The 22,298-nt window shown below is 50.8% G+C and carries 24 protein-coding genes; 2 read left to right on the top strand and 22 right to left on the bottom strand.

The window, feature by feature from the left end:
- Window positions 1-31: 31 nt before the first annotated feature.
- From Q9291_RS11565 to gltX, 16 genes are all read right to left on the bottom strand, one after another.
- Entirely contained in the window at window positions 32-676 is a 645-nt protein-coding gene (locus Q9291_RS11565; protein ID WP_306390209.1) for an HAD family hydrolase, read from the bottom strand.
- Between the two features lie 49 nt (window positions 677-725).
- A complete protein-coding gene (ubiG, locus tag Q9291_RS11560; protein WP_306390208.1) occupies window positions 726-1,424 on the bottom strand; it encodes a bifunctional 2-polyprenyl-6-hydroxyphenol methylase/3-demethylubiquinol 3-O-methyltransferase UbiG in 699 nt (232 codons plus the stop codon).
- On the bottom strand, window positions 1,425-2,795 hold the full coding sequence (locus Q9291_RS11555) for a TRZ/ATZ family hydrolase (protein ID WP_306390232.1): 1,371 nt from the start codon (window positions 2,793-2,795) through the stop codon (window positions 1,425-1,427).
- Window positions 2,796-2,900: 105 nt separating this feature from the next.
- Window positions 2,901-4,013, bottom strand: a complete 1,113-nt coding sequence (locus Q9291_RS11550; RefSeq protein ID WP_306390207.1) for an OmpA family protein — start codon at window positions 4,011-4,013, stop codon at window positions 2,901-2,903.
- 128 nt (window positions 4,014-4,141) lie between these two features.
- Window positions 4,142-4,855, bottom strand: coding sequence for a (5-formylfuran-3-yl)methyl phosphate synthase (locus Q9291_RS11545; protein WP_306390206.1), 714 nt, complete (start codon window positions 4,853-4,855; stop codon window positions 4,142-4,144).
- An 8-nt stretch (window positions 4,856-4,863) separates the two neighbouring features.
- Window positions 4,864-5,439, bottom strand: a complete 576-nt coding sequence (locus tag Q9291_RS11540; protein ID WP_306390205.1) for a DUF447 domain-containing protein — start codon at window positions 5,437-5,439, stop codon at window positions 4,864-4,866.
- Between the two features lie 11 nt (window positions 5,440-5,450).
- Entirely contained in the window at window positions 5,451-6,884 is a 1,434-nt protein-coding gene (locus Q9291_RS11535; RefSeq protein ID WP_306390204.1) for a DUF6513 domain-containing protein, read from the bottom strand.
- 5 nt (window positions 6,885-6,889) lie between these two features.
- On the bottom strand, window positions 6,890-7,477 hold the full coding sequence (locus tag Q9291_RS11530) for a flavoprotein (protein ID WP_306390203.1): 588 nt from the start codon (window positions 7,475-7,477) through the stop codon (window positions 6,890-6,892).
- A 19-nt stretch (window positions 7,478-7,496) separates the two neighbouring features.
- Window positions 7,497-8,831: an adenylosuccinate synthase gene (locus Q9291_RS11525; RefSeq protein ID WP_306390201.1), complete on the bottom strand. Its 1,335-nt coding sequence runs from the start codon at window positions 8,829-8,831 to the stop codon at window positions 7,497-7,499.
- Window positions 8,832-8,877: 46 nt separating this feature from the next.
- On the bottom strand, window positions 8,878-10,032 hold the full coding sequence (locus Q9291_RS11520; protein ID WP_306390200.1) for an ATP phosphoribosyltransferase regulatory subunit: 1,155 nt from the start codon (window positions 10,030-10,032) through the stop codon (window positions 8,878-8,880).
- 130 nt (window positions 10,033-10,162) lie between these two features.
- Window positions 10,163-10,342, bottom strand: a complete 180-nt coding sequence (locus tag Q9291_RS11515; RefSeq protein ID WP_306390199.1) for a DUF2065 domain-containing protein — start codon at window positions 10,340-10,342, stop codon at window positions 10,163-10,165.
- A gap of 13 nt (window positions 10,343-10,355) precedes the next feature.
- Entirely contained in the window at window positions 10,356-11,225 is an 870-nt protein-coding gene (gene hflC, locus Q9291_RS11510; RefSeq protein ID WP_306390198.1) for a protease modulator HflC, read from the bottom strand.
- 20 nt (window positions 11,226-11,245) lie between these two features.
- The gene (hflK, locus tag Q9291_RS11505) at window positions 11,246-12,442 is read right to left on the bottom strand and encodes an FtsH protease activity modulator HflK (protein ID WP_306390197.1); all 1,197 of its coding nucleotides are present in this window, start codon (window positions 12,440-12,442) and stop codon (window positions 11,246-11,248) included.
- A 28-nt stretch (window positions 12,443-12,470) separates the two neighbouring features.
- Window positions 12,471-13,598: a GTPase HflX gene (gene hflX, locus Q9291_RS11500; RefSeq protein ID WP_306390196.1), complete on the bottom strand. Its 1,128-nt coding sequence runs from the start codon at window positions 13,596-13,598 to the stop codon at window positions 12,471-12,473.
- 3 nt (window positions 13,599-13,601) lie between these two features.
- Window positions 13,602-13,844, bottom strand: coding sequence for an RNA chaperone Hfq (hfq, locus tag Q9291_RS11495; protein ID WP_306390195.1), 243 nt, complete (start codon window positions 13,842-13,844; stop codon window positions 13,602-13,604).
- A gap of 111 nt (window positions 13,845-13,955) precedes the next feature.
- A complete protein-coding gene (gene gltX / locus Q9291_RS11490; RefSeq protein ID WP_306390194.1) occupies window positions 13,956-15,359 on the bottom strand; it encodes a glutamate--tRNA ligase in 1,404 nt (467 codons plus the stop codon).
- Window positions 15,360-15,483: 124 nt separating this feature from the next.
- On the opposite strand from gltX, the gene Q9291_RS11485 reads away from it, so the two are divergent.
- Window positions 15,484-15,819, top strand: a complete 336-nt coding sequence (locus Q9291_RS11485; protein WP_306390193.1) for a hypothetical protein — start codon at window positions 15,484-15,486, stop codon at window positions 15,817-15,819.
- 79 nt (window positions 15,820-15,898) lie between these two features.
- Here Q9291_RS11485 and rimO read toward each other — a convergent pair whose 3' ends face one another.
- The 6 genes from rimO to rluD all read right to left on the bottom strand — a co-directional run bounded on the left by rimO (window position 15,899) and on the right by rluD (window position 21,405).
- Window positions 15,899-17,233: a 30S ribosomal protein S12 methylthiotransferase RimO gene (rimO, locus tag Q9291_RS11480; RefSeq protein ID WP_306390192.1), complete on the bottom strand. Its 1,335-nt coding sequence runs from the start codon at window positions 17,231-17,233 to the stop codon at window positions 15,899-15,901.
- Between the two features lie 12 nt (window positions 17,234-17,245).
- Entirely contained in the window at window positions 17,246-18,175 is a 930-nt protein-coding gene (locus tag Q9291_RS11475; protein ID WP_306390191.1) for a ZIP family metal transporter, read from the bottom strand.
- A gap of 109 nt (window positions 18,176-18,284) precedes the next feature.
- The gene (locus Q9291_RS11470; RefSeq protein WP_306390190.1) at window positions 18,285-18,704 is read right to left on the bottom strand and encodes a hypothetical protein; all 420 of its coding nucleotides are present in this window, start codon (window positions 18,702-18,704) and stop codon (window positions 18,285-18,287) included.
- Entirely contained in the window at window positions 18,701-19,363 is a 663-nt protein-coding gene (locus tag Q9291_RS11465) for an HAD family hydrolase (protein ID WP_306390189.1), read from the bottom strand. Before Q9291_RS11465 ends, Q9291_RS11470 begins: the two co-directional genes overlap by 4 nt.
- Window positions 19,364-19,507: 144 nt before the next feature.
- Window positions 19,508-20,236, bottom strand: coding sequence for a peptidoglycan editing factor PgeF (gene pgeF / locus Q9291_RS11460; protein WP_306390188.1), 729 nt, complete (start codon window positions 20,234-20,236; stop codon window positions 19,508-19,510).
- A 14-nt stretch (window positions 20,237-20,250) separates the two neighbouring features.
- Window positions 20,251-21,405: a 23S rRNA pseudouridine(1911/1915/1917) synthase RluD gene (rluD, locus tag Q9291_RS11455; RefSeq protein ID WP_306390187.1), complete on the bottom strand. Its 1,155-nt coding sequence runs from the start codon at window positions 21,403-21,405 to the stop codon at window positions 20,251-20,253.
- 46 nt (window positions 21,406-21,451) lie between these two features.
- Between rluD and Q9291_RS11450 the strand changes: the two genes are divergently transcribed.
- Window positions 21,452-22,285 carry an outer membrane protein assembly factor BamD gene (locus Q9291_RS11450; RefSeq protein WP_306390186.1) on the top strand — a complete coding sequence of 278 codons (834 nt, stop codon included), beginning with the start codon at window positions 21,452-21,454 and terminating at the stop codon, window positions 22,283-22,285.
- The last annotated feature ends 13 nt before the right edge of the window (window positions 22,286-22,298 follow it).

Raw genomic sequence — 22,298 nt, 5'->3', positions numbered from 1 at the left:
ACATCAATTCCTACAGGCGATTACCCACTGCTTACAAATAAGCAAGCAGATCCTGGGGCTGATGAATACACCCATCGGCTCCCCATGCCTGCGGTTGATCAGCCGCAGACAAATAGCCGAACAATGCCACCAGTGTGGTCATCCCGGCAGCATTGCCGGCTTGAACATCGCGCTCAGCATCGCCCACATACAAGACTTTTTCTGGATGCAAATGCATGTGCTCGCATGCCAGCAACAAGGTTTGCGGGGACGGCTTGGGCTGGGGCGCATCGTCTCCGCTGATCACAGCACCGGCACGACGATCCAATCCCATATGCTCGACCATGGGCAACGTAAACCGACGCGGTTTGTTGGTTACAATCCCCCAGCGCAAGCCACGCTGTTCTATCTCCGCAAGGGTTTCGGCCATGCCGGGAAACAGCACAGGCTGACGCGTCATGACTTGCGTATAGAGCTCTAAATATTCGGTACGCATGGCCTCAAAGTTGGCCTGGCCGGGCAACAAACCAAAGCCGATTTCGAGCAGGCCGCGCGAGCCATGCGAAGCGTAGGGACGTATGCTTTCATCCGGTAAAAATGGCAAACCATGGCGCGCGCGTTGCAGGTTAAGGGCATGGCCCAGATCGGGGGCGGTATCAACCAACGTACCGTCGAAGTCAAACAGGACTGCTTGCATGGATTCAGGGTTCTCGAGTTTAGGCTTTTCTGGATTAGGCCACTTTGCCTTAAGCTTCTTTGATGGCGTGCAGCATATAGTTAACACTGGTATCCATGGTCAGCGCGTATTGCTTGCTGAAGGGGTTGTAAGTCACCCCCGTCTGGTGTTGCAACTCAAGTCCGGTTTGACGTAACCAGCTGGCCAACTCAGAGGGTTTGATAAACTTGCTGTAATCATGTGTGCCTTTGGGTAGCAGGTTGAGTAGATATTCCGCGCCAACCACCGCCATCAGGTAGGCCTTGGCATTGCGGTTGAGGGTTGAAAAAAACAATTGACCGCCCGGTTTGACCAAGGCAGCACATGCACGCACCACACTGGCAGGATCCGGCACATGCTCCAGCATTTCCATACAGGTCACCACATCAAAGGCTTGCGGCCTTTCTGCAGCCAGCGCCTCGACTGCAATACAGCGATACTCTACCTGCACGCCGGCCTCCAGCGCATGCAACTGTGCCACTTGCAACGATTTGTCAGCCAGATCAATCCCGGTCACCTGCGCGCCGCGCTTGGCCATGGATTCGCTCAATATGCCACCACCACACCCGACATCCAGTACAAGCTTGCCTGATAGTGCAGCGCGGCTGTCTATGTAATCCAGGCGCAAAGGGTTTAACTGATGCAGTGGTTTGAATACGCCTTGCATATCCCACCATTGATGGGCCAAGTCAGAAAATTTATTCACTTCTGCGGTTTCAACGTTTGCCATTTAATATTCCTTTTTACTCGCCGCGGGCTGATCCCTGTGGCGTACAGCGTTAATCTTCCATTGCCATTGCAAAGCGATTGACTTTAACTCTTCGCTATCCAGCTGTTCAAATACTTGCAGACCTCCCGCCTGTCGCTGATATTGCAATTGCCCCTGCACCCACGTATGTGTGACCTGCTCCCGCCCGGTCACATAGACCAAATGTGACACAGGATCAAAACATGGCAGACTGTTCAAATCATCCATGTTGACGGCCACCAAATCTGCCAGCTTACCAGGCTCGATACTGCCCACCTGATCTTGCAATCCTAGTGCCCTGGCCCCATGGATGGTGGCCATCGCCAGCGCTTCATATGCGGGCAATGACTCCGGGTTATGATCTGCCACTTTGGCCAGCATCGCTGCTGTGCGCATTTCCTGCCACATATCCAGCCGGTTATTGCTGGCTGCACCGTCAGTCCCCAAGCCCACATTAATACCGGCGCGTAATGCGGCTGCGATCGGTGCAATGCCACTGGCCAATTTAAGATTTGAACTCGGACAATGTGCAATGTGTGCCCCTTGCCTTGACAACAATTCCAGCTCGGCAGTTTCCAGATGCACGCCATGGGCAAGCACAGTATTTGGCCCGATCACACCAAGTGCCTGCAAACGCGCCAGTGGACGCATGCCATAGGTTTGCAGGCTTTGTGCAATTTCATCCTGCGTTTCGTGCAGGTGCGTGTGTATGCCAAGATTCAGTTGCTCAGACAGGGTTACAATCTGCTCGAATGTTTTATCACTGACGGTATACGGTGCATGCGGCGCAAAAGAAAAACTGATCGAAGACTCTTGCTTGTATTGGTCTCTGACTGCAGTGCCTGAATGGATATATTCCTGCGCATGACTGGCATAATTTGTCGGAAACTCCATCACCACCAGGCCAATATGCGCGCGCATTCCCGCCTTTAATACGGCCTCTATCGTGGCGCCCGCGTAAAAATACATATCGTTAAAAGTGGTGATCCCGCCACTGAGCATTTCAGCACAGGCGAGCAAGGCACCATCGTGGACAAAAGCCGAGGAGACCCACTGTTTTTCGGCAGGCCATATCTGCTCTTTAAGCCATGGCATCAAGGCGTAATCATCGGCATAGCCGCGCAATAAATTCATACTGCTATGTACATGCAAGTTGATCAAGCCGGGGATCAGTACATGCTGCTGACAGTCAACGACAGGCAAATGATGTGTCCAGTCTGGCAACTCTGATAGCGGATAAATACCCTGTATCCGCCCCTCCTCAATCAGCACAGCATGATGTTCCAGAACAGTTGTACGCGCAGTCATGGGGATTATCCAGCGCGCTTTAATCATAAACGAAGATGGCTTCATGGTTGAATTATACATTTAGCCCTCTGTATTTACTTGAAACAGTCTACTGCCGCCATAAAAAAAGCCACGCATTTGCGTGGCTTTTTTATAACCCTTAAGGGTTAATTACTGACAACCAACTTGTTTGGTACCTTCAGCACGAATTTCAACGCGACGGTTAGGCTGCAAGCAAGAGATCAGTTGTTTAGTCACTTTCTTGCCATCACACTGAACAACAGGCTCAGATTTGCCTTTGCCTTCAGCAGTAATGATGCTGCTGCTTACACCGTGAGCAATCAGGTAGTCAGCCACTTGTTTGGCACGACGCTCTGACAGTTTCTGATTGTAGGCTTCTGAACCGATACGGTCAGTATGACCAGTCACAACCACAGCAGTAATTTCAGGGTTGGATTTGATTTTGGCAGCAGTTTCTTCCAAAACGCGACGGCCTTCTTCTTTCAAGTTTGCCTTGTCAAAACCAAACAGTTTCTCAGCACTGACAGTGACAGTTTCAGTTTGTGGTGTGCAAACAACTGGCGCAGGTACTGGCTCAGCCACTGGCGCTGGCGCCGGTGCAGCCTCAGCCACCGGCATTGGTGCTGGCTCAGCTGGCATTGGCTCTTCAACGACTGGTGCTGGTGCACCGAAACGGAAAATAGCGCCCAAGTTAACCAAAGTGTTACCAATGGTGTCAGTGTCCGAACCATTCACCAAACCACTTACATTGTATTTTGCACGACTCCATTGATGGCGGATATCTGCCTGAATACCAAAGTTGTCGCTAAACAGGTATTGCGCACCCAGACCAACGTTTGCCATCCAGGAAGTTTTTTTATTATCCATGTTTACGCCTGGAATACTGTAATCAACATTGTTACGTGCAGCACCAACCCCTGCTAACAGGAATGGACGAAACTTTTCGCGGCTGAACATATACAGCGCATCAAGACCTAGCGCAGTCTGCTTGTATTTACCACTTTCACCAACGCCCAAATTTAAATCTTCATCGGCACGGTTGTAGCCCAAACGGCCTTGAATATCCCAGTGCTCGCTTAACTCTTTACCAATTGCCAGAAAACCACCACGGCCATTATCAGCTTCCAGGTCATTATCCGTGTTCATGTAGCTTACACCTGGCACGGCATACCAAGCACCGCGGTACATGTCTTCAGCTTGTGCGACTTGCGATGCAAATACCATTGCAGAAGCTACTGCCAAGCCTAAAAAATTCTTCTTCATTTATTGACTCCTTTGTTATTGGGCGCGAACGCCACACTTAGATAGCTCAGACTAAACTATACGCAATCCATACCCTGCTAGCAACCCGAAATCTGCAATCTCTAGCAAATACCAAGCTTACAAGCCGTTTATTGGCAAATATCAGACATTTTTTCGACCGTGGTCATCAACATACTCGCCGACAAGCAATTTTTTCTTTGCTGCTGTTCACACAGTCCACTTCTAAAACCGATGTAATCAGGGCGCATTAGAGAAAGCAATTTCAGGTCCGAGACTTGCAGGCCACCAGCCACTCCGACAGTCAACGCCAATGATTGCGCAAGTTGAATGAATGCTCGTAGAGTATGCTGATCCACTTGTGCAGTGACAGGCATATGTTTGTCTATCGTATCTACCATCACGCCAAAGTAGCCTTTTGCAGACAACTCAGCTAGCTTTTCATGCATGAAAGCATGTTCTGCGAGTTCAGCTGGAGAGAACACAGCAATCAGAGATACTTGATGACCAAGGAACCGCTGCAAGGTCGTTTGCAAATCAGAATCAAGCCAAATGGTGGCAGGCAATTTGATGATATCCACGCCAGCCTCCAGACGTGCATCCATGCGCTGCTTGAGTTGCTCCATAGAGGCACAATCATCGCCGATGGTCGCACTGACGGTGACTGTGGATGCTGGATGTGCTATCCGGTGATGCCGGACTGCCTGCAGAATTGCTTGCGACACCCCCATATCAAGCATGGCCAAAGCCCCATAGGTGGTATCTTTCAAATCGAGCAAATCCACCCCGGCAGATAATGCCAGGCTGGCTTCAGAAACCGAATTTACACTGACAAGCAACTGCATATGCATCCTCAAGCCTGTTGCATACCGGCTTGTTGTGCCATGTGGTTATGCACGCAATCCAACAACCATTGCCATGCTTCAAGCTCTTGTGGGCCAGCCGTTTTATCAATGGCAATTTGTAAATACTCCAGTTCGCGCATGATTTTTTCTGACGGCAACATATGCAAGCGACTGACCAGCACTGCTAACTCTATGACAGCCGCCTGTGCGCGATTAAAGCCCTTGAACAGCCCGTGCGATACTGTGCTTGTAACTTCCATCCAAAGCTTGGGCCGCAAGTCGTCCTCTTCAATGTGATGTAATGTTAATGTGTGATACGCCAGACACTCCTGTAAACGGTTCCCAGGAAACCCGTTGATGGTTAAGGTTGCAAATTTTGTTTTTCTGGCAATCGCCGCTGCAAACACCCGTACATCATCTGTCAGGTTAAGCACGGCGCAACCGCTGTCCATAATATTCTGTAAAGTTGCAGACGGCTTGAAAGGTGAAATCACCACAAACCCATCACGCCACTGTACGCCAAACGGGGCAATGTGAATCTCGCCCTGGCCTGAAGTCGTCGTCACTATCGTTTCGTAAATCATCACGTGATCCATTAGTCTTGATTATTGCTGCTCTGGACAGGCATCCGCTCGGCACGTTCTCGAATGGAAGCTTCGCGATGCGCCACTTTAGGTTGTGCAGACTGGCGCATGCTCGCAACGCCCCAATCCAGCAGTTCGTCTTGTACATAGCGCTTATTCAGTTGCCAGGCGATTTGCGCTTTCGCCAACTCTACGCCGAGATAAAACGCATGGGAAGCATCGTCCGCCACCTGCAAGCCAGCATAGAACTGAAAAGGGTCCACACCGTGCAACATACCGTCGCGATTATAGACATGCACCCCCTCTTCACTGACCATGATGCGAAAACTGGGGTCTTTAATTTGCGCGGCAAACGCGGCAATCTCGGTCGCATCATATGGAAACGGTTTGCGCCCGTGCAACCCCAGCAAGCCGGGCGAGTACCCTCTGGGCAGGCGCTGGTCTTGCTTGGCTCTATACATGATCCGTCGCGCAATATCAGCCTCGGCAATCGCATACACGGCATGGGCACTGACTGAGGTAGCCAACACCGCATTGATATTCAACTCACTGATAATACCGAATAACATCGCATTAATACCGGTAGTATCGGCATCGGTGAGTTCGGTCAGGTTACCTACCCCCATCATGATGGCAATCTCGGGATAGCGCTTGCGCAGCTTGTGGTAACGCACAATTGAATCTGTCAGGCCAAAATGGATGGGGTCCAGGATAGGGTCCGCAATAAATGGTTTGCCGATTTTCAGGCAATGCTCAATGGCACGCGTCAGGCTGGCCATCTGCCCGGGCTTGGCCGGAATCAGGATAGGCGTAGACGCGACTTCACTGGCGATCCACAGGCTTTTCTCGTGCAAACTGAGCAGATAGTCCGCGCCGGCCTTGCCTGCTGCCAACAAATCATCCTCGCGCATAGAGTCAACACTGACGGGAAAGCCTTCAGCCTTGAGTGCCTTCACCGTGTCTGTCATGTGTGCAAAGGGCTTCCCGGGCAGACAACCGAGGTCAATCACATCCGCACCTTGTGACTGAAAGTGACGGGCTTTTTCAAGAATCTGTGCAATATTAAGATCAGGCGCATCAACAATTTCAGCAAAAATCAACACACTGTGCTGACTCAGATCCGGGGCTTTGCCCTGCTGTCCAAAATATTGAGGCAAGTCTTTCAAGTCTTCAGGGCCACGCTCAACAGGCACACCCCATTGCTCGATGAGTGGGGTCAAGTCGCCCTGGCAAAGCCCGGGTAAAATCACTTTATCCACATTTTCCACTTTGGGCAGTCGACGGGCAATCAAGGGCGGGGTCATTAACGCCGCCACTGAAACGCCGACTTGCTTGATTTGATATTCAAAAGGGTCATGTGTGCTATTAGCCTGCACGGATTGCAACACTTTGTGCAGACTCTGTTCTGCCAGCTTTCCGGTGAGGAACAGCAGCGACCGCGTCATGCGCGTTACACCGCCTGTTGCTCGGAAACTTCCACACCTGCATGCAAATGCACTGCATGCACACCCGCCAGCCGCTGCATGATGGCATCTTGCAATGCATCCATATCTTCGACAACGTCAGTGTCTGCAAACTGCTTTAACAGACCCACATTATGCAGGTCAATATGGCGCGGATATACTTTGACCATGTGGTCACGGGGCGCTTCTGACTCAAGCTCTGGCGCCGTATCGCAGGCAAATACGATGCTGTGTACACGTGTCTTGCCTGCCTGCGCAAACAGGTTGGTGACCAGACTATCAGAAAAACCATACGCCATTTTGGCAATGGTATTGGAGGTCGCAGGGGAAACCACCAGCGTGTGATAAACGCCTTCGTAGAATCGTTCAACGGGGACACTGCTGGCGGTTTTGTCCTGATACACTTTGTGGCCCGTGGCCTCGAGCTGGGCCTGAAAACCGTATTGCTGAATAATTTCAGCGGCCGCGCGGCTCAGATAAACGTCCACATCCTGCAAGGTCTGCAATATCGCCAGCGATTCGCGCAAATAATGCCCGGATCCGGTAATGGCCCATGCCAGACGCTGTGCTTTCATGTGATTACCCCTTCACCAATCAAGCAAAAGGATGTTGCAGGACAATGGTTTCATCGCGCTCGGGGCCTGTAGACACAATCGCAATCGGCACACCACACACGGTTTCCAGGCGCTTCAGATAATGCTGCGCATTTTTAGGCAGTGCTTCCCAGGTTTTGGCACCAAATGTACTTTCCTGCCAACCGGAAACAGTTTCATAAATCGGTTCACAACGCGCCACGTCATCCGCACCAATAGGCAGCATATCGACCACCTTGCCATCCAGTTTGTAACCAGTACAGATATTGAGTTCATCAATACCATCGAGCACATCGAGCTTGGTAATACACAAGCCAGTCAAGCCATTGATACGCGCAGAACGGCGTAATGCAGCGGCATCAAACCAGCCACAACGACGCTTGCGTTTGGTAACTGTGCCGATTTCCTGGCCTACGGTTGACATTTGGTAGCCGGGTGCACCTTCGGTATCGATATCCAGTTCACTGGGGAACGGGCCGCCACCCACACGTGTGGTGTAGGCCTTGGTAATGCCCAGTACATAATGCAACATGTTTGCACCCACACCAGTGCCTGCAGACGCCTGACCAGCGATACAATTACTGGAAGTCACATAGGGATAAGTGCCATGATCCACGTCCAGCAAAGTGCCCTGTGCGCCTTCAAACAACAAATGTTCACCGCGTGCATTGGCCTCATACAACGCGGCAGAAATATCCGCCACCATCGGCTTCAACACGCTGGCATGTTGCATGCTGGCATCATATTGCTGCTGAAAATCCACGGCTGCAGCACCCAGATAGTTGGTGAGCACAAAGTTGTGATAATCCATCACCTCACGCAGTTTTTCGGCAAAACGCTCCGGATAAAACAGGTCATACACGCGCAGTGCGCGACGTGCGACTTTATCTTCGTAAGCCGGGCCGATCCCCTTGCCGGTCGTACCAATTTTTTTCTCGGCACTGCGTTTGGCTTCACGCGCCAAATCTACGGCCACGTGGTGCGACAGGATAAGTGGACAGCCTGGACTGACTTTAAGACGATTTTTAACATCCAGGCCACCTTGTTCAAGCGTTGCAATCTCGCTCAGCAAATGCGAAGTATCCAGCACAACGCCATTGCCGATATAGCAGAGCACGCCATCACGCACAATCCCTGAAGGCACGAGATTGAGTTTGTAGACCTTTTGTGCTGCGCCCTGCCCCACTACCAGCGTATGCCCTGCATTATGTCCGCCCTGAAAACGAACCACGCCCTGCGCATGGTCAGTGAGCCAGTCTACGATTTTACCTTTGCCTTCGTCGCCCCATTGGGTGCCAATCACAACGACATTTTTTGCTTGAGTAGAGGATGTCATATCAATATAAACTTCTAAAAAATGAGTAACAAATGCTGTTTAACAACTAAACAGCAAGCACTTGCCAGCAACCATCCACCTTTTGCAAGATGCGGTCGCAAGCCAGCTCGGAATAATGGACAGGGGCTTCAGGCAGCGCTTCAACCACAACTGTGCCCTCAGCGCGTAGCGTTTCTATCATGGTTTGCAAGGCAGGATCGTCCGACACGGGCGCCAACACACCCATGGAGGTTTGCGCAGGCCCCAAGGCCAGCAACGCACCACGCAAGTCGAGACTGAAGCCAGTGGCTGGACGCGCACGGCCAAAAGCAGCCCCCACCTCATCATAACGCCCACCCAATGCAATCGGGCCAGCATAGCCTTTGGCATAGGCGGCAAATACCAGCCCGCTATGATAGTGATAACCGCGCAATTCGCTCAAATCAAAAGTCACTTCGACGGACGGACTGCGCAAACGCGCAGCAATGGCTGCCATCTCTTGTAAGGCTTGCGCAATTTCCGGGGTATCCGGCAGACAGTCATGCGCATTTTCAAGCACTTCAATACCACCATGCAAATGCGTTAAATCAATAAAGGGTTGTTGCGCCTTCACCGGTAAATTGGCAACCAACGCTTTAACACGTGCAACATCCTTGCAGTGCAAGGCGGCCTGCAACTCTTCTTCTTGTTGTGTTTCCAACTGGGCCATATGAGAAAGGCTGGCAAAAATGGCGACGTGGCTGACGTCAACAAACAGGGTTTGCATGCCCAGCAACTGCAGGGCTTTGATCATCAGACGCTGGACTTCGATATCACTTTCGATCCCGGCATGCCCATATAACTCGGCACCCATCTGCAAAGGCTCACGTGTACGTGCCAATCCGTCCGGTTTGGTACGCAACACGGTGCCTGCATAGCACAAGCGGGAAACGCCCTGGTGATTGAGCATGTGTGCATCTATGCGTGCAGCTTGCGGCGTGGTATCGGCACGCAGCCCCATCAGGCGGCCAGTGAGTTGATCTACAACTTTAAAGGTCGCAATATCCAGATCATGGCCGGTGCCAGTGAGTAAAGACTCGACATACTCCATCATGGGAGGCATCACGTACTGGTAACCATGTACGCGAAACAAATCAAGCAATTGACGTCTATAGGACTCCAGACGTGCTGCCTCAGCAGGCAGCACGTCTTCGATATATTCAGGAAGTAACCAATTATGCATCCTACTATTATACCTGCAAAGCCTTGTTCTAGACACGGGTAAAGTATTCAAAGACACATAACGGTCGATTGACAAAACACAGAAAACTGGCAGCAGTGAGTCAACCATTCACCCGCTGGCACTGCATACACTAACGACTGAACAGAAGAATCAGCAAGCCTGCGAGCACAGACAAAAAACCAATAAAACGAATTTGGCCATCACGTAACTGCAACAGTTTTTCAAAGGTTTGACGCCATGCTTGCGTAAACAATAATGGCATCAACCCTTCAATCAGCAGCACACCACCCAATATCCACCATCCGTTCATTTTTCAGACAGTGTTATTTCTTACCAGAACTACGCATGTATTTAAAGAAATCAGAACTTTGATCAACAATAATCACATCAGACTTACTCTTAAAACTGTTTTTGTAAGCTTCCTGACTGCGGTAGAAAGAATAAAATTCAGGATTTTTACCAAACGCTTGCGCATAAATTTCAGAAGCCTTGGCATCCCCCTCACCTTTGATTTTTTGCGCATCGCGGAAGGCTTCTGCAATAATCACTTCACGTTGCCTATCTGCATCAGCACGAATTTTTTCCGCAGCGGCTGAACCCTGTGAACGCAGCTCGTTGGCAACTGATTTACGCTCAGCCTCCATCCGTTGATAAACTGACTCACTCACTTCTTTAGGCAGGTCTACACGACGCAGGCGTACATCCAGAATCTGTATCCCCATTTGGCGGCTTTCCTTGTCAGCACGCTGACGCAGGATCTCCATAATTTCCGAGCGCTCACCGGACACTACATCATGAATCGTGCGTTTACCAAACTCGGCGCGCAAACCGTCATTGACCATTTGCGACAAGCGACGCTCAGCCTGCACTTCGTCGCCACGTACAGAAACGTAGTATTTCGATGGATCAATAATGCGCCACTTCACAAATGAATCCACCAGCACATTCTTCTTCTCGCTGGTGATAAAACGATCAGGCTCCTCCCAGTTCAGGGTCAGGATACGTTTGTCGTAATAGCGCACATTTTCAACCATAGGCATTTTAAAATACAGCCCAGGCTCTTTTTTAACCGAGACAATTTCACCCAAGCGGAACACCAGCGCATACTCTCGCTGATCCACGGTGTAAGCTGACGAAGTGATCACCACCAGCAGGATGAAAATGCCTATCAAGATGCTTCCAATATTTTTCATTTATTCTTCCTCTGGCTCTACTAGCGATATTCGCGATCACGGCTTCTCAGCGCATCGCGTGTGCGCTCAACCACCCCTGCATCAGATTGTGGCGGCTGCACCAGCTTTTCGCCGGTGGCGGCTGTCGATGCATTGTTACTATTATTTGCAGCGCCCGATCCAAGCAGCTTATCCAAAGGCAAATAAAGCATACTATTTCCGCCTTTTTGATCCACCAATACCTTGCTGGTATTAGACAATATCTGTTCCTGCGCATCCAGATACAAGCGCTGGCGAGTCACTTCCGGCGCCTTGTTATACTGCGCAAGCACCTGTTCAAACCGATCAGCATTCCCTTTGGCTTCATTCTCGACACGTAACTTGTAACCCGCAGCCTCTTCAGCCAACCTTGAAGCCGTACCGCGCGCTTTAGGGATGACATCATTAGCATATGCCTGGCCTTCGTTTTTCTGACGCTCCAGATCCTGCTTGGCTTTCACAGCATCATCAAACGCAGCCTGCACCTGCTCCGGAGGCTGTGCATTCTGCATGGTGACATTCACCACATGAATACCAGACTTATAACGATCCAGCATATCCTGCATCAGTTTCTTCGCTTTGGCGGCAACATCGTCGCGACCTTCATACAACACGAAGTCCATCTTGCTTTTGCCGACAATTTCGCGAATCGCTGTTTCAGCAACACCACGCACACTCTCTTCAGTCGAGCGGTTGCTAAACTGATAATCCTCTACAGATTTGAGGTTATATTGCACAGCCACTTGCAAATCAATAATGTTTTCATCATCTGTCAACATCAGTGATTCGCGCAACTCTTTGCTTCGCCCAGACTCACCTTCAAATGAACGGTAGCCCATTTCAATGGTACGTACCTGCTCCAAGTTGACATTTTCAACCGTTTCAATAGGAAAAGGTAAATGCCAACGCGGTCCGGGAGTGGTCGTTTCTACATGCTTACCAAAGCGCAACACAACACCGCGAGAACCCTGATCCACGATGTAGAAGCCTGAGCCTAACCAAATCACTGCCACCAAACCCAATATTGGCGCTACAGGTAATGGCGCAGAAGGTGTTGACGGGCCACGCCCACTGCCGCTACCTTGACTGCCTTTGCCACCAAACATACGGTTAAGCTTTTGATTCAAGTCTTTGAATACTTCATCCAGATCAGGTGGGCCTTCGTTATTCTTGTTCCAAAAGCCGGGGAATTTTCTCATGCATGACACTCCGTATTTTTATTCATCTTTAAACGTAAGCACGCTCTTCCGTACTCAGTTTTTTCAAGTATTGCTGATGTTCCAACAGCGCCTGACGTAAATCTTCAATACCACCACCGTCTTTAGCTGAAACCCTTACAGTTTTGATATTACCATACTCGTCACGGTCTACTCCCGACGGCATGCCCAGCTTGTCAATCTGGTTCAAGACCAGCACCTGCCTGACATCGGCTGCACCAATCTCGTTCAAAATAATATTCACTTGCTCAATCTGAGCATCCCGGTTAGGACTGGAAACATCCACCACATGCAGCAGCAAATCAGCCTGTGCTGCCTCTTCAAGTGTGGCGCCAAATGCCTCAATCAAGGTCGTTGGCAAGTGCTTGATAAATCCTACCGTGTCAGACAACACCACAGGAAAACCTTCAGGCAAATGCATTTTGCGTGAAGTAGTATCCAGCGTGGCAAACAATTGATCCGCAGCATACACCCCTGAATGGGTCAGCCGGTTGAACAAAGTGGACTTGCCAGCATTGGTATACCCCACAATGGAGACCGTCATCAAATTGGAGCGTTTGCGTGCACGCCGTTGCATGCCACGCTGCTGCTTGAGCTTATCCAGCTTTTCGCGCAACTGCTTGACGCGCACACGCAACATGCGACGGTCAAGCTCCAACTGGGTTTCACCCGGCCCGCCACGCACGCCAATCCCACCTTTTTGACGCTCAAGGTGGGTCCAGCCGCGCACCAGTCGGGTAGACAAATGCTCCAGCTGCGCGAGTTCCACCTGTAATTTACCTTCATGTGACTGCGCACGCTGGGCAAAAATATCCAGAATCAAGCCGGTGCGATCTACCACCCGAGCCTCGAGATGTTTTTCAAGGTTACGCTGTTGTGAGGGGCTCAAATCGTGATTAAAAGCTGCCACTTTACTTTCATGCGCAGCCATGAGCACTTTCAGTTCATCGGCCTTGCCCGAACCAATAAAAAATTTGGGATCAGGTGACTGACGTTTACCTTCCAGTGTGGCAGAAATATTGAGGCCGGCAGTATCGGCGAGGTGGCGGAGCTCTTGCAAGCTTTCTTCATAATCAGCATCCCCAAAGTTAACGCTGACCAGGACTACGGCATCTCCGCCCGTAGGTCTGTCAAACATGCATTAAGATTCTTGTGCGGGTTCGTGCGGCCCAAGATTCACCGGACGTGCAGGAACAATGGTAGAAATAGCGTGTTTGTAAACCATTTGGGTGACGGTGTTTTTCAACAAAATCACATATTGGTCAAAAGAATCCACTTGACCTTGCAGCTTGATACCGTTAACCAGATAAATGGACACTTGCACGTGTTCTTTTCTCAAGGCGTTCAGAAAAGGGTCTTGCAGCATTTGGCCTTTGTTATTCATGGAGTTGCTCCTTGTTTGTTTTAATCGTATTGGAGTTTTTGTTATCTTGAACACCAATCCATCATAATGACTATAATTGTACTAATTTGTTCCAATTTCAATCCCCATGCTTTATTTTTTTGGAAATAAAGCATGAATGCGCTGCAAACAGGTTTCTTTACCCAGAATTGCCATCACCTGGTCAATGCTGGGTGACTGTGCAATCCCGATCAAAGCCACCCGCAAAGGCATCGCCAGCTTGGGAAATTTGATCTGCTGTTCAGTCACCACGAAATTAAGCGCATCGTGTAGGTTATCGGCAGCCCAGTCGGAATCTTGAGCCTTTTCCAAAAATTTTTCGATAATGCCTGAAGTTTCCTGCTGAATATGCTTGGCAGCATCGGCTTCGTTGATGGCAGGCATCTGGTAGAAGAAAGCAATCTCCTGCGCCAACTGGTTCAGATTATTGCTACGCTCACGGTATAAATTCAGCACTGCCAGTAAATCAGGCGTACTGGTCTCCGTAACACCCAGTTTGCCCAGCCGAGGTTTGACCTCGTCGGCAATGCGTTCTAGCGGCAGATTTTTAATGTAATGCGCATTGAGCCAGTTGAGTTTTTCAGTATTAAACTGCGCCGCAGAAGGCGTGATATGGTCAAGGTCAAACCACTCACAGAATTGCGCCATGCTGAACACTTCGTCATCGCCATGCGACCAGCCCAAACGGGCCAGGTAATTGAGCACTGCTTCACGCAAGTAACCGTCCTCGTGATATTGCATCACACTCACAGCACCATGGCGTTTAGAGAGTTTTTGGCCATCATCGCCCAAAATCATTGACAAATGCGCATATTGAGGCACTTGCGCACCCAAGGCTTGCAACATGTTGATCTGACGCGGCGTGTTATTCACATGGTCATCACCACGAATCACCTGCGTCACGCCCATCTCCCAGTCATCGACCACGACGCAGAAGTTATAGGTGGGGGTACCATCGGCGCGCGCAATAATCAGGTCATCCAGCTCGGCATTGGCGATTTCAATGCGGCCTTTGACCATATCATCCCAAGCCACCACGCCTGTAGTCGGGTTTTTAAAGCGCACCACTGGTGGCACATCTTGGGGCACCTCAGGCAAAGTTTTGTCCGTTTCTGGGCGCCAGCGGCCATCATAGCGCGGCTTCAGACCCTGCTGCATTTGCGTTTCACGCAAGGCATCCAGCTCTTCTTTGCTGCAATAGCAATAATAAGCATGGCCGTCATCCAGCATTTTCTGAATGATTTTTTTGTAAGTATCCATGCGCTGCATCTGGTAAAACGGGCCTTCGTCATGGTCCAGTTGCAACCAGGCCATACCATCCAGAATCGCCTGCACCGCCTCTGGCGTTGAACGCGCCACATCGGTATCCTCAATGCGCAGAATAAACTGCCCGCCATGCCGCTTGGCATACGCCCAGGAAAACAGGGCAGTACGCGCACCGCCAATATGCAGATAACCGGTAGGACTGGGGGCAAAACGGGTTTTAACAACTGACATGATGACTCTCTAAATACACAAGCCCCCATTTTAACATGCTCATCCGGCTTATCATCCGGCTTATCAAGCATAAGGGCTACGCGGATGGATTGAAGCCTTGCGGCAAACGCGCTATCATCCTTGCATGCAGCATATACCTGATTCGCAAACCGACATTCATGTGGGAGAGCTCTACGGCAAACCTGCCGCAAATGGGCAATCCCAAACCATTTATCATGTACTGGATGTGCATAAGCATGGCATTACCCTGCAAAATATGGATAACCCGCTTAGCCAGTTTGAAACCACTGCCGAAAAACTGAGGCAATCCGGCTATGTGCGCTTGAGCCAGACGCCTTATGTCAACCTGCAACCCTCTGCTAAACGCAAAAACATACACAATAAACTGAAACGCTGCCCGTTTACGCTAGACATTTTTGCAGAGCGTGCGGACTGTGAGCGTCCGGCCATTGCGGCCTAAGCTGACGCCCCGTCTGGCCAAAAGTATCCCGGAAAATAAAAATGCCGCGCATGCGGCATTTTTATTCAGGAGAGCCAGATTAAAACTCTGGCGGCGCACCAATCAAATCGTGGCCTTGTGAGTCGACGATTTGCACATCAACAAAATCGCCCGGGTTCAAGCCTTCACCATCCTGCAAATAGACAATGCCGTCAATTTCCGGCGCATCGCCTTTGGTGCGGGCAATTGCAATCACATTGCCATTGTCATCTTCAGTCAACTCATCTACCAGAACGGTTTGCAGGCTGCCCACTTTTGCCGCAACTTTTGCCGCGCTGATGCGCTCTTGCACTTCCATAAAGCGGCTTAAGCGTTCCTGCTTGATTTCTTCGGCGACAGGATCAGGCAAGGCATTCGCGGCTGCACCGTCGACCGCAGAATAGGCAAAGCAGCCTACACGATCAAGTTGCGCCTCTTCCATAAAATCGAGCAGCATTTTGAAGTCATCTTCTGTCTCGCCAGGGAAACCGACAATAAAAGTACTGCGAATGGCGATTTCCGGGCAAATGTCTCGCCAGGCCTTGATGCGCGCGAGGTTATTCTCGCTACTGGCAGGTCGCTTCATGGTTTTGAGTACGCGCGGGCTGGCATGCTGAAATGGCACATCCAGGTAAGGCAGAATGGCGCCTTCTGCCATCAGGGGAATCACATCATCCACATGCGGATATGGATAGACATAATGCAACCGCACCCACACACCCAGCTCGCCCAAGGCTTTACTGAGCTCGGTCATATGTGTTCTCACCGGGCGGCCATTCCAGAAGCCCTTGCGGAATTTCATATCCACGCCATAAGCAGACGTGTCCTGCGAAATCACCAGAATCTCAGATACACCGGCATTGACCAGACTTTCGGCCTCATTCAACACATCGCCAATCGGGCGGCTGACCAGGTCACCGCGCATGCTGGGGATAATGCAAAAACTGCATCGATGGTTACAGCCTTCCGAAATCTTGAGATAGGCATAATGCTTGGGTGTCAGCCGTATGCCTTGCGGTGGCACCAGATCGGCAAATGGGTCATGTGGCTTGGGCAAATGGGTATGCACATGGCCCATCACCTCTTCGAGTGCGTGCGGGCCCGTCACTGCCAATACACTGGGGTGCGCACCAGTGACCACGTCTTTTTTGGCGCCCAGACAACCAGTCACAATCACTTTGCCATTCTTGTTGAGCGCTTCACCAATCGCATCAAGCGACTCCTGCACAGCAGAATCGATAAAGCCACAGGTATTGACCACTACGAGGTCTGACTGCTCGTAGCTATTGCTGATTTCATAGCCTTCGGCCCGCAACTGGGTCAGGATACGCTCAGAATCCGAACCGGCTTTGGGGCAGCCCAACGAAACAAAACCGACCTTGGGAGTGCTTTGCATGATATAAATCCTTTAACCTTCGACCAGCCACTTGGTCACCGCGACAGAAGCCACGCCAAGAGCGATCAATAATAATTGCAATAACGTATCCCGCATGGCTGTGCGCTTGTGCAAGCCGGGAATCAAGTCGGCCACCGCCACATAGAGCATGCTGGCGGCAGCAAGGCTTAAAATATAAGGCACCCACTGCTGCACCAGCGTCAGCGCAAGATAGGCCAGCACCCCTCCCAGCAGGGTTGCCAGGCTGGATGCAATATTGAATAAAAATGCTTTTTGCTTACTGTAGCCGGAATGCAGCAAAATCAGAAAATCACCCACTTCTTGCGGAATTTCATGGGCAATAATCGCCAGCGCAGTGACCAGCCCCACTTGCATATCCACCATAAACGCAGCACAAATCAAAATACCATCGACAAAGTTATGAAAGGTATCCCCGATCATAATCATCATGCCGCTACGACCATGATCATGGTCATGATGCAATGGCGCATGATCGCAGTCAGGTCCGTGCTGATGACGCTGTAGCTGTGACACCTGCGTTTGTGCCAATTTGAATTTGACACCAGACTGATCGGGCGCAGCATGCAAATCAGGACAATGTGCTTCATCATGCGGTGCATGCATCTCGCAATGATCGCCATGGCAATGCCGCCACAACACCAGCTTTTCCAGTGCAAAAAACAGCAGAATGCCAAACAGCATCATAGCGGTCATGGCTTCAATATTCGGTGCTGTCTGAATCGCGTGTGGCAGAATTTCAAGGAACACGGCAGCCAGCAAAGCGCCAATCGCATAACTGACCAGCAACGGCACCATTTGTTTTTTGGCGTTCAGGGCGAAGATGGCAGCCACAGAGACGCTTAGCACGCCCCCCACCAGGCAAGCCAGCACCATGCCGGTCAACGGGGTAATATCAGCAAGTAACAGAGTCAAAGTTGTCATGCAGTGTTCACAGGAAAGAGGCGCGCATTATACGTGAGTTATCAAAAAAACAAAGCATAAACAAACAGTTAACGGGTATTGAAATCACCACGTCTGCACACTTGAGAGATTAAATAAACTGTGCAACGACATAGCCTGTGATAATGCCCACCATCAATGCCAGTGTCAGTCCGCGATAGGTCAGCACATCTTGTGAATAGCCGCGACGAATGGCAATGTAGGAAACCAGGTAACCCAAGGCGTTGAGCAGCCAGATAAAACCGAAACTTAATACCTTCACCACGATGGGCCCAACCACAGGCAACAAACCGATCAGACCGATGATCCAGACAAAAGCACCAGACATCAGGCCCACCAGCAAAGTAAGCCCTGCCAGCACTTTGACATCCCAGTGCTGCTGTAGCCCCCAATACACAAAACCGAGCATGCAGATAACGACAGGCACCATCATCGGCCATTGACGCCACCTGCCCGCTGCAGTTCCCATAGAGTCGCTCACAGGATGTCGACGCGCACGTAGCTTTTTCATTGAGCGCCGCCTGCTAAAGTGGCTATCATGCCTGGCAAGGCTTGCACTTGCGCACAACGCTGCCAATGTGCTTTCATGCGCGAAACATCCCCTGCATACCCCCAGGTCACCAGTATAAAATCCATCTGGTGCGCATCCGCGGCCAGCCCGTCTTCCAGGCGGTCGCCAATATATACACATGCCTCGGCATCCAGTACCAGATCCGTCACCATCTGCCCCACCATATCTGCCTTGCACTGGAGGGTTGGCTGAAAGTAATCCAGTGCATATACGCCAGTAAACAAAGATTGCCAGCCCAGATGCGCCACAATTTTTTCAGTCGGGTCAAAGCGTTTGTTGGTGGCAATATATAAGGCATACCCAGCCGCCTGCAACTGCTCGAGCATGGCGGGCACACCGTCAAATACCACCGACTGCAAATAGCCGCTAGTGTCGTAATGCTGCTTGAAAGCAGCAGCAAGGGTGTGAAGCAGCGCCGGATCGTCGCTGCCAGACAATCGTCTGAGTGCCTCCATCAAGGGCGGGCCTATCACATCGTTGTTTAATTCAGTCTTGAGCGGGGTATGGGTAGTGCTAAAAGCCAAGCCGAAACAGTGCAAAATACTGGGCGCAGAATCAATCAGCGTCCCATCCAGATCAAAAATTAAATGTTTTTTCATATTTAAATAAAGCTTATTGACCACAGAGGACAGAGAAAACCAAAACATGTGGCTCAAAAAAATTGGGCATATCGGTCACAGCATCATCGTGCATAGCCCTTGTTTCTCAACGCTGATCCCTGTACGTCCTCTGTAGCTAAAAATTTATTCCAGCCAGATCATACTTGCCATACGCCCGGTATCACCATCGCGTCTATAACTGAAAAAGGTCTCTGCTTCGCTATAAGTACAGCGGCCACCCCCATACACCTGCGTCACGCCCAGCCGCTGCAAACGCTGTCTGGCGAGGGTATATAAATCGCCCAGCCATTTATCCCCGTGCGACACAAAAGCAGTTTCGGCTTGGGCATCCACCGCCATAAACTGCGCCCTCACCTCACCGCCCACTTCAAATGCCTGCGGACCGATAGCCGGGCCTAGCCAAGCCATCAGGCTGGATGCGGCGACCGGCATGGTGTGCACTGTGGCTTCGATCACACCATCGCACAGGCTGCGCCAACCGGCATGCACGGCAGCCACTACCGTACCGGCCTGGTCGCACAACAAGACAGGCAAACAATCGGCAGTCATGGTCACACAGACCACCTGTTTGTGCGTGCTGAAGCTCGCATCGGCACTTTCGATGCAACTTGCCTGTGCCGCATCAATCACGCGGATGCCATGCACCTGATTGAGCCAGACCGGCTCAGAAGGAAGCAAAGGGCTTAAACGCTGGCGGTTAGCCGCAACATACTGCGGTTGGTCTTTGACATGATCACCCAGATTCAAACTGGCATATACACCCGTGCTCACGCCCCCCAAACGTGTGGTTTGCAGGGCTTTGACATGGGCCGGAGCCGGCCAGTCTGGTATGATGATCGGTAAGTCAGCCATGGGGGTGCCGCTTGCTATGCATCATCTTCCAGAGGTGCATCATCTTCCAGAGGTGCATCATCGTCCCAATCTGCATCGTCGCCCTCGGCATCCTCAAAGTCTGCATCCAGGTCATCATCGCCCCAGTCTTCATCCTCTTCGCCAATAAACAACCCGTTTTCATCCACATTGAAATCCACCGGCGCCAATGGCTCATCCGGCAGCTCGGTGGTGCGCATCGCATCCAGCAAAACACGCATGTCATCCGCCAGCTCAATTTGCCATTCCATGAATTCATTGGTGACCGGATGGATCAGCCCCAGTTTAACCGCATGCAAGGCCTGACGCTTGAAATCACCAATCACGGCACGCAGTTCTTGTGACATCATCTTGTGCGGAATGATATTGCCGATGCCATACATGGGATCGCCAACTATCGGGGCTTTGAGGTATTGCAAATGCACGCGGATCTGATGCGTGCGTCCAGTTTCCAGGTTGCAACGCAAATAAGTGTTAGTACCAAACCGCTCCAGAATCTGATAGTGGGTCACGGCAGACTTACCTTTGCGCACCACCGCCATTTTGGTGCGCTGATGTGGATGACGTCCGATGGGCTGATCGACCTTACCATTGCGCCAGAGCTGCCCCCAGACAATCGCCCGGTACTCACGCTTGACTGTGCGTGCCTGCAACTGACGCACCAGGCTGGTTTGCGCCTCTAATGTTTTGGCAACCACCAGCAAGCCGCTGGTATCTTTGTCCAACCGGTGCACAATCCCGGCACGCGGCACGTCTTTGAGCTGCGGCCACTGAAACAGCAAGGCATTGAGCAAAGTCCCGCTCCAGTTACCAGCGGCAGGGTGCACCACTAACCCCGCAGGTTTGTTGATAATCATTAGTGCATCATCTTCATACACCACATCCAGTGGAATATCTTCCGGCGAAAACGCGTTTTCCTGCAAGTTTTCAGGTGGGTTGACCAGCAGCTTCTCGCCGCCCCACACCTTGGTTTTAGCGGTAGGGGCAGCACCATCCAGCAGCACCAAGCCCTCCTTAATCCAGGTTTGTAAACGGCTGCGCGAATGGTCAGGCAACATCTGCTGCAAGGCGAGGTCCAAACGCTGCCCGCCAAGGCTGGTGGGGACGACCAGAGTTAAGCTTGCGCTTTCTTTCATATTTTTAAACGGCATCAGTTATAATGCCTTGAGTTCCTTAATCTAACGACTGTTTAACAACATGCTTCGCATTTTACCGCTTAACGCCCTGCTCACGCGTGCTTTTATTTTAATCGCCGCGATTTCAATGAGCGCCTGCGCCATTTTTGGTAACCCCAACCCACTGGATGAGACGAAAGGCTGGAGCGAACAAAAGCTTTACGCCACCGGCCAGGAAAAAATGGTCGACAAGAATTACGACAAGGCGATTGAATACTTTCAAAAGCTGGAATCACGGTATCCGCATGGCGTCTATGCAACACAAGCGCAGTTAGAAGTTGCTTACGCCTACTATAAAAAAACTGAACCGGTACTCTGCATCTCGGCACTTGACCGGTTTATCAAGCTGCACCCCAATCACCCTAACCTGGATTACGCCTACTACTTAAAAGGCTTGGCCACGTTTAACGAGCGCGGATTCATGGAAAAATATACCGGGCAGCAAATCAATGACCGCGACCCAAAAACCTTGAAGGTTTCCTTTGCTGCATTCAAAGAGATGACCGAACGCTTTCCTACCAGCCGTTACTACAAAGACGCGACCCAGCGCATGATCTATCTGGTCAATGCACTGGCATTGCATGAAATGCATGTTGCACGTTACTACATGCAGCGCAAAGCTTATGTTGCTGCCTTGAACAGAACACGCTTCGTACTCGAAACCTACCCGAATTCAACAGCCGTCGAAGATGCATTGGTGACCATGGTCAGCGCCTACGACGCCATGGAACTGGACGACCTCAAGGCAGATACTTTGCGTATTCTGAAAACAAATTACCCTGATAACCCCATGGTCACCGGAAAAATTCAGGAGGAAGAAAAAATCTGGTGGAAATTCTGGGAAAGTCTTTACTAGGCTGGAAATATTA

The sequence above is a fragment of the Methylophilus aquaticus genome (genome assembly GCF_030769565.1).
In the GTDB taxonomy this organism is placed as follows: Bacteria; Pseudomonadota; Gammaproteobacteria; order Burkholderiales; family Methylophilaceae; genus Methylophilus; species Methylophilus aquaticus.
Note: the sequence above shows the minus strand (reverse complement) of the source record. Positions and strands in the feature narration are given on the sequence as shown.

What these genes read in the sequence shown, in the direction of transcription:
- Q9291_RS11515 (WP_306390199.1), bottom strand. Translation starts at nt 10,342, where the DNA reads ATGAACGGATGGTGGATATTGGGTGGTGTGCTGCTGATTGAAGGGTTG.
- Q9291_RS11550 (WP_306390207.1), bottom strand. Translation starts at nt 4,013, where the DNA reads ATGAAGAAGAATTTTTTAGGCTTGGCAGTAGCTTCTGCAATGGTATTT.
- Q9291_RS11545 (WP_306390206.1), bottom strand. Translation starts at nt 4,855, where the DNA reads ATGCAGTTGCTTGTCAGTGTAAATTCGGTTTCTGAAGCCAGCCTGGCA.
- Q9291_RS11530 (WP_306390203.1), bottom strand. Translation starts at nt 7,477, where the DNA reads ATGAAAGCACAGCGTCTGGCATGGGCCATTACCGGATCCGGGCATTAT.
- Q9291_RS11540 (WP_306390205.1), bottom strand. Translation starts at nt 5,439, where the DNA reads ATGATTTACGAAACGATAGTGACGACGACTTCAGGCCAGGGCGAGATT.
- Q9291_RS11470 (WP_306390190.1), bottom strand. Translation starts at nt 18,704, where the DNA reads ATGAAAAAGCTACGTGCGCGTCGACATCCTGTGAGCGACTCTATGGGA.
- hflC (WP_306390198.1), bottom strand. Translation starts at nt 11,225, where the DNA reads ATGAAAAATATTGGAAGCATCTTGATAGGCATTTTCATCCTGCTGGTG.
- rimO (WP_306390192.1), bottom strand. Translation starts at nt 17,233, where the DNA reads ATGCAAAGCACTCCCAAGGTCGGTTTTGTTTCGTTGGGCTGCCCCAAA.
- rluD (WP_306390187.1), bottom strand. Translation starts at nt 21,405, where the DNA reads ATGCCGTTTAAAAATATGAAAGAAAGCGCAAGCTTAACTCTGGTCGTC.
- Q9291_RS11475 (WP_306390191.1), bottom strand. Translation starts at nt 18,175, where the DNA reads ATGACAACTTTGACTCTGTTACTTGCTGATATTACCCCGTTGACCGGC.
- Q9291_RS11555 (WP_306390232.1), bottom strand. Translation starts at nt 2,795, where the DNA reads ATGAAGCCATCTTCGTTTATGATTAAAGCGCGCTGGATAATCCCCATG.
- Q9291_RS11485 (WP_306390193.1), top strand. Translation starts at nt 15,484, where the DNA reads ATGCAGCATATACCTGATTCGCAAACCGACATTCATGTGGGAGAGCTC.
- hflK (WP_306390197.1), bottom strand. Translation starts at nt 12,442, where the DNA reads ATGAGAAAATTCCCCGGCTTTTGGAACAAGAATAACGAAGGCCCACCT.
- Q9291_RS11535 (WP_306390204.1), bottom strand. Translation starts at nt 6,884, where the DNA reads ATGACGCGGTCGCTGCTGTTCCTCACCGGAAAGCTGGCAGAACAGAGT.
- Q9291_RS11525 (WP_306390201.1), bottom strand. Translation starts at nt 8,831, where the DNA reads ATGACATCCTCTACTCAAGCAAAAAATGTCGTTGTGATTGGCACCCAA.
- gltX (WP_306390194.1), bottom strand. Translation starts at nt 15,359, where the DNA reads ATGTCAGTTGTTAAAACCCGTTTTGCCCCCAGTCCTACCGGTTATCTG.
- hflX (WP_306390196.1), bottom strand. Translation starts at nt 13,598, where the DNA reads ATGTTTGACAGACCTACGGGCGGAGATGCCGTAGTCCTGGTCAGCGTT.
- Q9291_RS11450 (WP_306390186.1), top strand. Translation starts at nt 21,452, where the DNA reads ATGCTTCGCATTTTACCGCTTAACGCCCTGCTCACGCGTGCTTTTATT.
- Q9291_RS11465 (WP_306390189.1), bottom strand. Translation starts at nt 19,363, where the DNA reads ATGAAAAAACATTTAATTTTTGATCTGGATGGGACGCTGATTGATTCT.
- Q9291_RS11565 (WP_306390209.1), bottom strand. Translation starts at nt 676, where the DNA reads ATGCAAGCAGTCCTGTTTGACTTCGACGGTACGTTGGTTGATACCGCC.
- ubiG (WP_306390208.1), bottom strand. Translation starts at nt 1,424, where the DNA reads ATGGCAAACGTTGAAACCGCAGAAGTGAATAAATTTTCTGACTTGGCC.
- pgeF (WP_306390188.1), bottom strand. Translation starts at nt 20,236, where the DNA reads ATGGCTGACTTACCGATCATCATACCAGACTGGCCGGCTCCGGCCCAT.
- Q9291_RS11520 (WP_306390200.1), bottom strand. Translation starts at nt 10,032, where the DNA reads ATGCATAATTGGTTACTTCCTGAATATATCGAAGACGTGCTGCCTGCT.
- hfq (WP_306390195.1), bottom strand. Translation starts at nt 13,844, where the DNA reads ATGAATAACAAAGGCCAAATGCTGCAAGACCCTTTTCTGAACGCCTTG.